Source organism: bacterium (assembly GCA_016702305.1).
GTDB lineage: Bacteria > Electryoneota > RPQS01 > RPQS01 > RPQS01 > JABWCQ01.
On sequence record JADJEH010000001.1, the window covers coordinates 141,255 to 152,920 of the forward strand.

Below are 11,666 nucleotides of genomic sequence, written 5' to 3' on the forward strand. Positions count from 1 at the left end.
TCAACCGGACCGGCTCTTGCTGTATTCAAACTGGCGCTGGCTACTTCGCGTCCATCGCCAGGCCGCCGCGCTTCGAGAACATAATCGCGCCCGCCAGCACCGCCAACGAGACGGCCACGACTGCGTAACCGCCGCCCGTGCCGTACATCACCACCGTGCTCGGCGCAATCAAGATCGAAACAAGATTCATCACCTTGATCATCGGGTTCAGCGCCGGACCCGCCGTGTCCTTCAGCGGATCACCCACCGTATCACCAATCACGCCGGCCTTGTGCGCATCGGTGCCCTTGCCGCCCAAATAGCCGTCTTCAATCTTCTTCTTGGCGTTGTCCCACGCGCCGCCCGCGTTCGACATAAACACCGCCATCAACTGACCCGTCAAAATACAGCCCGCGAGGAAGCCGCCCAACGCGTAAGGCCCAAGCCAGAAGCCGCACAAAATCGGCGCAAAAATCGCCAACAGTCCCGGTCCCAATAGTTCCTTCTGGGCCGCCGCCGTTGAAATCTCCACGCAACGCGCGTAGTCGGGCTTACCCTTCTCACCAACACCCTTATATTCCATGATCCCTGGAATCTCGCGGAACTGACGGCGAACCTCTTCCACCAGCAGCACCGCCGCGCGCGACACGGCCCGAATCGCAAACGATGAGAACAGGAACGGCACGGCACCGCCGAGCAACAGACCGATGAAAATCTCCGGCAGGTTTACCTGAATACCCTTCGTCAGAATTTCCGGGTCCTGCACCGCCACCGTGTCAATGTAGGAACGATACAGCGCCACCGCCGCAATGACCGCCGTCGCAATCGCAAAACCCTTCGTCAACGCCTTCGTCGTATTGCCAACCATATCGAGGCGGGCGACGATATTGTGCGCCGCGTGATTCTTCGAACCGTCCGCATTAATCAATGCGCCCGACATTTCGAATACGCCGTTAGCGTTATCCGAAATCGGTCCGAACGTGTCTTCTGCCAGCACGTAGCCCGTCGTCGCCAACAAGCCCAGACCCGCTAACGCAATCGCGTATGCCGCCATCGCCGGATCGTGGAACAAGGCGTATGCACCGTAAATCGTCGCCGCAATCGAAACCGCCGACCACACGGAAGACTCCAGACCTTCCGCCAAGCCGGACAGAATCAACGTCGCCGGACCTGTCTTGGCGGCCGTCGCAATTTCCGTCACAGGCTTCTTCTCAGCTGCTGTAAAGTACTCTGTCAGCTTGCCGATCACGTAGGTCAGCACGATACCAAAGAACGTTGCCAAAAATGCGTAGAACCAGAAGTCGCTCACGATGCTCGCCAAATCCGGGTTCGCTCCCGCCGGCACCGGCGGCAATCCCGTGCGGAACACCCAATAGGCCACCGCCAGGAAGCCCAGCGACGCCGCAACGATTGAAACCGTCGCACCGCGGCTGATCGGATCCATCGGGTTCATCTCCGGATCATCTTTGCCCTTAACGGCCATGATGCCGATAATCGAAGCCACAACACCCACAGCGCGCACGAGCAGCGCGTAGATGACCAGCTTCAACGTGAACACGGACGTGAACGAACCCGCCGCCATCAAACCGCCGAAGCCGTTCGCCGCCAGCGTGCCGCCCACTGCGGCCGCCAGAATAATCGCGGCTACCAGCGTCACTTCGTAAGATTCAAACACGTCGGCGGCCATACCGGCACAGTCACCGACGTTGTCGCCCACGTTGTCCGCAATCGTCGCGGCGTTGCGCGGATCGTCTTCAGGAATACCCGCTTCTACTTTACCTACCAAGTCCGCGCCGACGTCCGCCGCCTTCGTGAAGATACCGCCGCCGACACGCATAAACAACGCGGCCAGCGATCCACCGAAGCCGAAGCCCACCAGCACGAACATCGCGTTCTCCTGGTAGACCATAAACGTAATCGTCGCGCCTAACAGACCTAAGCCCACCGTGAACATGCCTGACACTGCACCTGCCGTGAACGCGATCTCCAGCGAACGCTTGAAGCTCGTCAACGCCGCATGCGCCACGCGCATGTTCGCCTTTACCGCCACGCCCATGCCCACGTATCCGGCCAGATACGACGCCGTCACACCCAACAAAAACGCCAACGCCACGCCGATACCCAGACTCGTGGCCTCATCGGGCAGGATGGTCTGGTATTGTGACTTGTACAGGAAGAACAGGCCGATCGTAATCAGGATGACCAGCGGAATCATCGTGCGCACCTGCCGCGCCAAATACGCGAATGCGCCTTCCTGGATCGCCTTGCCTACGCTTTGCATGCGCTCGCTGCCCGGACTCTCACTATTCGTCTTGCGCGACCAATAGTAGCCGAACACCAGCGCCAAGATCGCGCCGCCCAGTACAATGTAAAGCGGCAGCCACGCGTCCGGACCGAACGGCAACTGAATCGCTTCACCGTGGCCGCCGGCACCGCCGCCGTGGCCGTGATTCGGAGCCAGCATCGGCGCCGACGGAACACCATCCGTCGGAGAGGCCACAAGCGTCGGACCGAATACAAGGAAACCCGCACTAAGTACGACCAGTGCGACGATCAGCCACATCGGCTGCCGCCGGCGTCGCCCGAAGTTCTCATTCTTCTTCATGGACACCCTTTGGGTTGTTCAAGATTTAACTATCTAACAAAAAAGAAATTAGGAACAATATGGAAGGGACAGAAGCAAGAGCCCCGGAGCGCTGTTGAAGAACGTTTCGGGGCTCACCAGGTCGGGGAGGTCATGCGGGCCGGGTCACACCAACTTCGCGCAATCTGGCACAAAGATAATCATTTCATCCGCGTTTGGCAATGGAAACAGAGGAGAAACATACATTTCAGGACGAGGTCTGACAACTTAATCGCACCCAAAATAGCCCATTGGCGTTATCTGCGAACGGCAACCTGATAGTGAAGCAGCGGATCAGGCGGAAATGGCAAAATGAATGACGGTTCCATCGTCAGCAGACCGGTCGGGACGTAGATCATCCCGTCAGGGGATTGCATGAGTTCATATTGCCGAGCTCCTGGAATCTCCGTCCATCGGAAGTGCAGCAAACCGTCGGCGTACAACAAGGTCAAATCGTGAATCGTCGGATCAATGACCTTGGCTGCGAGCCGCACGCGCGTGCCATTGAAATTGTCCTGTGCCAGCACAAATTCTCCGGCTTCAAGCGGTCTGTTGAGTGCGCAGATACCGTGCACGCCGTCCATCATCACCATTGAGCCGACTTCGCCGAACGTCATCCCACCCACGGAGTCCGTACTCATGACCGAGATGTGATGCTGCCAACTCGCGTAGAGATTGACCGTCATGTCTCCTGCCCAGGGGATGTTTCCGCCGGCCACGGGCAGAACTTCCTTGAAGGCCCAAAGATTCACAGGCATGCAGGCGTCAGCAATATGGTTGTGATCATTGTCCGGCAGGAACCAGAACATGTCCGACAGATTGTGATGCGGCGGAAGGTGCACATCATTCGTATTAACTAATAGTCCGCTGCCCAGCCACGGACTTGTGACATAGTCTATTCCCCGCGCTTCGGCAAGAACCTCGAAACCCGGCATTCCCAGACTGGCATATTCGCTGAAAAGAATCTCGGGAAGTCCGTCCAGATTGATATCCATCATGGCCAATACTTTGTGGCCCAGCGTGTCGAGATAGTACTGAAAGGCGGGGTCCGGCCCGCGCGCCATTGAATAGAAATACATCGGCGGATTGTCCGGCGGCGCGAAAATGCGCGGTGGAAGCACAGCGAAGACTTCGCCTTCAATTAGATCGTAGGCGAATACTCCGGCTTCTCCGGTCATGGGAAATCCACCGCAAACCACTGCCAGTGAGTGACCGGGCGGCACGAGTGGACTCGCCTCAAACAACTTCATGTCCGAGGCTCGATGGTCAAATTGAAATGTGGACCAGACGTTTTCTCCGAATCGAAAACCCACTAACGAATCCACGCCTGCGACACGGTTGGAGTCAAACAGGATGTAGTACTCATTGCCATTTGTGAATGACGGCCACAGTGGGCGCACTGCGCAATCCTCTTCGCCGATTTCGGCGATGCGTGCCTCCATGTAGGCAATATCCTGTGAAGCTACGAAGCGGTACTCCGGATCGTCATAGCCCATGCCAATTGCGTTCTTGTAGGCCAGCTCACAGCGATAAGCATCCAACTCCCGAGCGTTGTCCGTCGGGTGTTGGGCGGTAGTCTGCTTCTTGTGCGCCCATTCGTGAATCAGAGTTTCTTGCAGATACTTCTGACTTCCCGGAGCCAGCCATTCGGTCAGCTTGTTGCTGTTGATCGTCATCTGATCGTTGTAGGGACTCTCAGTCATGTCAATGGTTGCTTCAGCATACTCGCCTGGTCCCATTGGGAGCGCATCTATGCGGCCCGTGGACAACTGCCATTGCAGTTCCGCGGCGATGACCGCCCCAAATGCGGTTTGATTTCCATTCCCGCCGTTCCATGAGAATGAAATGGGCGGCCCGCCGGCAATCGTGTTTATGGCCGATTGAATCTGGGCAATCTGCTGATCGGAAAGATTGCGGGTGTAATCCACTCCAAGCGGGCGCGGCACGCCCGGGACCGATAGTGTCTCTTGAGCGGTGAAGGTTGCAGCCAGTACGATCAGAAGCAATCCGATCCACGTCTTGACAGATCTAAGATGGTGATTCGTCCACATCTCAAACTCCTTTCTGGCGGTTCCGCGATAAAAAAAGGCAAACTCCCGCGGTGATTGCTAACGGGAATTTGCCCAGATTGATGCAGAACTCGCTGACGCCCGCCAAGCAACGTTCTGTTATGCTAAAATGCTACGACGTTATCCCGCCAATGTCAAGTAGCCTGTGCTTTACCGTATCTTTTTTGTGTACGCTACTTGTGCCCAAAAACAGCCAATGCTTATGGTTGCAGTTATCTGCCATGAACCAGAGGTAATAGGCACTTTCGATATTAAAGTCGCAATCCACTTTCCGCAACAAAAAATCCCCGGGCAAAAGACCCGGGGATTAGACAAGCGCTATCGCAAACTTCAACCTAACACAGCCTGGTCGTATTCCCGCTCAAGACTTTCCATCAGTTCCTTCACCGACACAATCTCCGTCACGCGGTGCGCATTCGCCCCCGCAAATGCGAAACCATACTTCAGATTTCCGCGTTTGGCATTCTGCAGTGCCATCGCGATGCAGTACGGAGTATTCGGATAGTTGCAGGTACGAATACAATGATAAGGGCAGGCGTGCGGCATGCGCTCGCCGCGCTCGACCGAATCAATAAAGCTATTCCGCAGCGCCCGGCCCGGCATGCCCACCGGACTCGAGATAATCGTCATGTCGTCCGCGGTCGCCGTTACATAACACTGCTTGAAGGCGTCCGATGCGTCGCACTCATGCGTCGCCACGAACCGCGTCCCCATCTGTACGCCGGCGGCGCCCAAGCGCTCGAACTTCAGAATGTCAGCGCCTGTGTAAATTCCGCCGGCGGCAATCACCGGAATCGGTCGGCCCGACTGCACGGCATAAGGCTCTACGGCTTCAATCACATCCACCACCAGCTTTTCCAGCCGATAGTCCGGCGAGGCAATTTGCTCTTTAGAAAACCCCAGGTGCCCGCCGGCCAGTGGCCCTTCCACGACTACCGCATCCGGCACCACCGAGTACTTCTCGAGCCAGCGCTTGCAGATCATCGCCGCCGCGCGTCCGCTCGATACGATCGGAGCGAGTTTCGTCTGTGAATCGGCCGGGCGCATCTGCGGCAGATTCAGCGGCAATCCCGCGCCCGAGAAGATCACGTCAATTTTCTCTTCAATCGCCGTGCGCACCATGTCCGCGTAGTTCGTCAGCGCGACCATGATATTTACGCCCAGTATCCCCGCGTCGCTTCCCGAGCCTTGCGAATCTCCTTGCGCAGGGCCCGCATATTCGCTTCCAGAAAATCCGTATAAAAATCCGGCCCGGCCATCCCCACTCCGGCGGTCGCAATCACGCCCAGTCCTCCGGCATTGGCCACCGCTGCCGAGAGCCCGGACAGCGATATCCCGACCCCCATACCACCCTGAATAATCGGGCGCTCGGCAATCAACTCGCCCAAAGATAATGTTTTCAAACGCTACGGCTTTCTCTATTGGCTTTCTCCGCCTCTCGACCCGTGTCGCCAAAGCCCACCAGACCCGAGAGTAAGGCATATCTTACCAAGATATTGAATTCTTGGCGCACATGCCACTCCGTATGCTCCTCGTCCCCGCCGCCTCGCCGCATTCCCTGTCAGTTTTCTGGGGGGGATCACCCAAACAGAATCACAACGTGAAGCCCCACGCGCCAGCGGCAAAGGGTCCAGCGTCCACGCTGCTTACTGGCCTGGATGGCCGTACTCTGCGTTGTCCCGCCGCTCAAAATGGTAGCGGTACTCCTCGTCACGGATCGTCGAGTCCCAGACTCCGGTCAACTTCGCTGTCAGCACAAACACCAAGAACACGCCGGCCACGATCAGGGCCAATTGCCGGGCATTCACCTTCGTCTGCGGCGTCGGGCCAAGGGTAATGCACTCCTTGATCGGGCACGCCGTTTCACAGCGCAAGCAGCCTGTGCATTCCGGCGAAATGATTCGCAACTTCGCGGCTACGGGCAAGCGCGACGGGCAGGCCTTGGTGCAGCGGTCGCAATCAATACAGGTCTCCGTGTTGCGGCGAATCTTCAGCGGCGAAGCCCATGAAAACAGGCCCAGCATCGCGCCGTAGGGACACCAGTAGCGGCACCAGAATCCTTCCACAAAGATACTTCCGATCATCAGAACTGCCAGCACAACGAGGCCAAGCACCCCGATCTCCACGAAGAACAGCAGCATCTTCACATCAGCCAACTGATTGTAAGGGCTATTCATGAAGCCTGCCATCCCGCGCGTGCCCATCATCACAAATGCCGACAAAAACAGTCCAAGCAAAATGTACTTCAAGCTCATCAGCGGATAGTCCAGCCAGCGGGGCAGTAGGAAATTCCGTTTGAACAGCTTGCGCCCCAGCAGCGCCAGTCCTTCGCTGAGAGTTCCCACTGGACACACCCACGCGCAAAAGGCCTTGCGCGCCAAGAAGGCCATCGCGATGAAACACAGAACGAGAATCGCCGAGGCCGGATGAATCAGATTCAACTGGCCTCGCGCAAACCAATCTATCACGCCCATTAGCCCCGAGATGGGCAGCCACGCCTCCACACCTGCCGGACGCGACGTCAGCGGACCGTCTCCGCCCATTTCCAGTGCGCGCACAAACCACCAGAACTCGATGCCCAGCCAGACATTGAGCGCCGCGAAGGCCAACTGCGTGATATGCCTCGCCGTCCAGAAGCCTTTGTAGACCTTCCCCTTGGCCGTCCCCGGTACCGGCGACTTCGGCGTTCGAGCTAACTCAATAATATCCATAGTTTCCAGACCTGCAATGACCTATTTTGGATTCAATAATCCATAATTCTACTGTAGTATACGAAATTCCTGTCCGCAAGTTGTCACAGAATTGTCATTTTTCGTGAACAATACGGAAGACACGGCGCTATGCCTCCCGGCGGGAAGCACTGTCTTTATATAGGTGGCAATTGTCAGCGACCGCTGTGCTTTTGCGGTTGTTCGTTCTACGTGGTTGGCACGCCATGGCGAGTCGTGCCGCACCCCTCCAAACAAAAGCACCCGCGACTTTGCTCGTGGGCGCTTTTGAAATTGGAGTGCGGTACACCTGCGGGCCGCCATTGAAACTTTTCATAACCTGTTCGGCTCGCATCGTTTGTAAGCATCCGTCCGATTGATGCTTCTGCTAAATAGTACATTTGGAGTTCAACATTGCAAATCAACCTGTGCCGCGTGATCCGCGGCGGACTGGTCGCGGGCTTGCTGATTATCATCAGCGCGGTCACTATGGTGCCGGTGGTCGGCGACGACATGAACATGGCACTCGCGCGCTTCAATTTGCCGCCGCTTAGTCTGGGCGCGATGGTCTATTTCGCGTTCGTCTCAATATCCATGGGCATTCTGCTGGTGTGGCTCTACGCCGCCCTGATTCCCCGGTTCGGCAAAGGCCCAAAGACCGCACTGATCGCGGCCTTCATCCTCTGGTTCATGGGCAACCTGCTGCCTAATGTCGCCAACGTCTTCTACGGCTTCATGCCCGTCAAACTCACCATCATCGGTATCATCTGGGGGCTGGGGGAACTCTTCGTTGGGAGTTTGGTGGGGACGAGAATTTATCGGGAACGGGAGGGGGAAGTCCAACCATAAATGGCGTGCGAAGCGCAGCTAATCCATGTTCAAAACCTGGTGCCCGCAGCCTTCACACACCCACTCGCCGGATTCATCCACCAGCTTGTACTGCGGTTCGTATTTCTTGCCGTGCTTGCTGATGTGATCCACCGCCTCCAGTAACACCTCAAACTCCTCCTCGCTCACCGTCGGAGACAGACTGATCCGCACCCAACCCGGCTTCTCGCCAATGTGTCCATGATCTAACCGCTCGCGGATTTCCGCCGAATGCGTCTGCTCAATGTGCAAGAGCAGGTGACCATACGGTCCCGCGCACATGCAGCCGCCGCGCACCTGAATTCCGAACAGATCATTGAACAGCGCCGCCGCTAAATTGTGGTGCAGGTCCTTGAAGATCACGCTGAATACTCCCAGCCGCTTCGCTTCCGTCAGGCCAAGAATCAGAATCTTGTCGTTGCGAATCCACTCCTTCAGCGCGCGCTGCATGTAGTCATGCTCAATCCGCGCAATGCGCTCTGTGCCAATCGCCGCCTTGAGATCGAAGGCCAGTCCGGCTTGAATACTCTGCACAATCGGCGGCGTGCCGCCCGTCTCGCGGTGCGCAATTGAGGACAGATAGCGGTGATCCCACGGCGAAGTATAAAGCACCGTCCCGCCGCCCGGCTCCGCCGGAACACGGTTCGTGAACAGATGCTTGTTCGCCACCAAAATCCCCGGCGTGCGCGGGCCGCCCAGAAATTTGTGCACCGACAAAAACACCGCGTCGAAATAGCCCTGCGGATCGTGCTCCGGATGCATGTCAATCTCCACGTACGGCCCCGCTGCCGCGTAATCGAAAAAGGCGTACGCGCCGTGCTCATGCAGCACCCGCGCCAATGCGTGGCAGTCGTTTAGAATTCCGGTCACGTTCGACGCCGCGCTGAACGTCCCGAATTTCAATTTCCTATTCTTGTACGGCTGCATCTTCTCGGCCAGGTCATTCGGACAAATGCAGCCGCGCTCGTTTAGCTCAACGTAGACCGTCTCGGCAATCGTCTCGCGCCAGCAAATATCGTTCGAGTGATGCTCCATCAGCGAACGAAAAACGACGGGCCGCTCGCTCGCCGGAATGTGATCGCGCAGACAATATTTCTCGTCCAACTGATCCGGCAAGCGCAGACCCAAAACGTTGATCAACCGGTTGATCGTCCCCGTCGAACCCGAGCCCACCGGAATCACCACGTCGTCCTCATTGGCCCGCATGTAGCGCGCGATGCGGCGAAACGCGTTCTCAAACAGATGCGTCATGTGCCGCCCGGTGAACGAGCTCTCCGTGTGCGTATTCGCCATATACGGCAGCACGCGCTCGGCAATCTCCTCTTCAACGTCGCGATGAAATCGGCCCGAAGCGATGAAGTCGAAATAGCGCAGCGGCTTCGTGCCGTACGGCGTCTCCATCGCAACGCCCGTGCCGATCACACCGGCCCGGAGACGCTCGAGAAATCGGCGTTCGTCGGCCTCGTCACGCGTCTGGACCGGACCGCGCGGTGCGGCCTGAGTACAGTCACACAGTCGTTGCGAAAAAGGAGCGGGGGTCGTCATCCGAGGGTCCTCTATAGCTGAATACCACACGCCTGTACGGCGCGGCGAAACGAATCTTTGTCCACAATCCGGCCAATCGGGTAGCGGTTGGTGCGATCGTCCCAATAGACCGACTGCTTGTACCAGTAGTTCAGACGATCGTCGGGCGACCGCGCGAAGGCCGTGTCGCTCGCGAGCTTCCGCTGAAAGTCTTCCATGAGTTCAGGCCGCGCGCGCACCATGCTCTGCGCCAACGTGTCGAGAATATCCGCGTCGCCGCCTTCTTTTTGCTCAAAAATCGAAGGCAAAAATCCCCACTGCACAAAACTGTCCGGACCATCCGGTTCCAGCAGATTGAGCACGCGCAGCGCTTTGCGGTGATTCAGCGGAATGAGCACCGAGCCTTGTGGCAGGCGCCATTGCTGACGCTCCGTTTTGGCGATGTGTGCAGTCGTGCGAAAATGGCTCTCGTAGGGCGTCGCGGCAAAGGTTACGCTGTCGAATAGATACGTTTCGACGGTGATGGTCACGGCAGTGTCGAGTTCCAAGGCCGGGAGTCCGTGGGCCTGAATGACGTCGCGCACTTTGATCCACCACGGCCGGGGAATCACATAGCCCAGCGGCGGCACGGCGGAATGCGTGACCCGCGCCTGTTCATAGAGCGGTATCTGCCGCGTCCACGGTTCAGAGCTCCACGTCAAAATTGAATCGCCGGCAAACTCCGACCAGCGCTTGTGTTCTTGTCGGCCCTTGAATCCGACCATCACGCTGTCGCCGGTCAATTCCAGGTCGAGCGGCCACGCGGATTGCGCGGCCCGCAGCGAGTCGGCGAGCGATTCGGCCTGCCGATCCGCCGTGCGGGCCATGTCGAGCAGCACTTGCGGCCGCGCGGCGAACAGCGCGAGCGTCTCTTCGAAGAACACCCGCGTCGCTTCGACGCGCTCGGGAAACGGCTTGCGGCTGTGAGTCTCAATCAACAGGAACGGCCGTCCGAGCACGCCGCCGAAACCCGTCGAAAAACGCGGCTCCCAGACCGGCCGCACCCAACCCGAAGCGGCGTCCGGGCCCTCCTGAAAAAGGGCGTAAGGCGCGAAGTCGTAGCCGCGCTTGGCCATGCGCTTTTGAATGGACGGCAGATACACATCGCGTGAATAGCCGCGTACCGCCGGAAGTTCATTAGCCGCGGTATTCAAACCCCACGAGATGACATAGTCGTACTCCGCACCGTCGGTCACGTGAATGTCGAGCAGAAACGCCGGATCGAGTTCGTCAATCAAAGCGATCATGGCGCGCATTTCAGGTGTATCGGCCTTCAACCAATCACGGTTGAGATCCTGATACCAAAGCGTCGTGCGGCGGCCCTGTGTGTGCGGGCCGATCTGGTTGATGCGGTGAAACTCGCCGCGCAACTCATGCCCGTCCACGTTGAAGATCGGCACGAAGGCAATGCGCAGTTTGTCCCGCACGTCGCGATATTGATCCGTCTGCACGAGTTCCCGCAGGTAGATCAGGCCAGCATCTTTGCCGTCAATTTCTCCCGGATGGATCCCAGCAAGCACAAAGATCAACGGTTTGGCCGGGTCAGCGCCGCCGCCCACGAGTACGGGCATGTCGAGCCCACCGGCACTAACGCCGAAGGAGCGATAGTCCAACCAGTCGCTCGTCGCGGCGAGTCGCCGACAAAACGCGACGGTCTCGCCGTAGTCCGAAGTCTCCCGGCCATGAGACCGTTCAAACAGCGTTTGCCAGTCCGCGGGAACATCCCGCGCGGCTAAGGGTGCGGCGAACGCCAGCACGAGCAATAGGAAATAGTGCATCCTTAAAGATAGTCATTCCGACTGCGAGCGGCAAGGCCGAACCGGGCCGCATCGCGGTCGGAGGACCTGTCCACCATGC

At 58.0% G+C, this 11,666-nt stretch carries 6 protein-coding genes and 1 pseudogene; 1 reads left to right on the top strand and 6 read right to left on the bottom strand.

All coding sequences use genetic code 11. The annotated features are described in order from the left end of the window. Positions 1–40 precede the first annotated feature (40 nt). The 4 genes and pseudogenes from IPH10_00510 to IPH10_00525 form a co-directional block, all read right to left on the bottom strand. A complete protein-coding gene (locus IPH10_00510) occupies positions 41–2,443 on the bottom strand; it encodes a sodium-translocating pyrophosphatase (protein MBK6909410.1) in 2,403 nt (800 codons plus the stop codon). 416 nt (positions 2,444–2,859) lie between these two features. Beyond that, positions 2,860–4,653, bottom strand: coding sequence for a hypothetical protein (locus IPH10_00515; protein ID MBK6909411.1), 1,794 nt, complete (start codon positions 4,651–4,653; stop codon positions 2,860–2,862). Between the two features lie 348 nt (positions 4,654–5,001). Next, positions 5,002–6,017, bottom strand: a pseudogene (locus IPH10_00520) (nitronate monooxygenase). Between the two features lie 300 nt (positions 6,018–6,317). After that, positions 6,318–7,382: a 4Fe-4S binding protein gene (locus IPH10_00525; GenBank protein ID MBK6909412.1), complete on the bottom strand. Its 1,065-nt coding sequence runs from the start codon at positions 7,380–7,382 to the stop codon at positions 6,318–6,320. A gap of 411 nt (positions 7,383–7,793) precedes the next feature. Between IPH10_00525 and IPH10_00530 the strand changes: the two genes are divergently transcribed. Continuing rightward, positions 7,794–8,228 (top strand): hypothetical protein, encoded by a 435-nt coding sequence (locus tag IPH10_00530; protein ID MBK6909413.1) that lies wholly within the window; start codon positions 7,794–7,796, stop codon positions 8,226–8,228. 18 nt (positions 8,229–8,246) lie between these two features. Here IPH10_00530 and IPH10_00535 read toward each other — a convergent pair whose 3' ends face one another. Both IPH10_00535 and IPH10_00540 read right to left on the bottom strand, forming a co-directional pair. Beyond that, positions 8,247–9,791, bottom strand: a complete 1,545-nt coding sequence (locus tag IPH10_00535; protein ID MBK6909414.1) for an aminotransferase class V-fold PLP-dependent enzyme — start codon at positions 9,789–9,791, stop codon at positions 8,247–8,249. Between the two features lie 11 nt (positions 9,792–9,802). Continuing rightward, positions 9,803–11,587: a hypothetical protein gene (locus IPH10_00540; protein ID MBK6909415.1), complete on the bottom strand. Its 1,785-nt coding sequence runs from the start codon at positions 11,585–11,587 to the stop codon at positions 9,803–9,805. Between the last annotated feature and the right edge of the window lie 79 nt (positions 11,588–11,666).

What these genes read in the sequence shown, in the direction of transcription:
- IPH10_00540 (MBK6909415.1), bottom strand. Translation starts at nt 11,587, where the DNA reads ATGCACTATTTCCTATTGCTCGTGCTGGCGTTCGCCGCACCCTTAGCC.
- IPH10_00535 (MBK6909414.1), bottom strand. Translation starts at nt 9,791, where the DNA reads ATGACGACCCCCGCTCCTTTTTCGCAACGACTGTGTGACTGTACTCAG.
- IPH10_00515 (MBK6909411.1), bottom strand. Translation starts at nt 4,653, where the DNA reads ATGTGGACGAATCACCATCTTAGATCTGTCAAGACGTGGATCGGATTG.
- IPH10_00510 (MBK6909410.1), bottom strand. Translation starts at nt 2,443, where the DNA reads ATGCTGGCTCCGAATCACGGCCACGGCGGCGGTGCCGGCGGCCACGGT.
- IPH10_00525 (MBK6909412.1), bottom strand. Translation starts at nt 7,382, where the DNA reads ATGGATATTATTGAGTTAGCTCGAACGCCGAAGTCGCCGGTACCGGGG.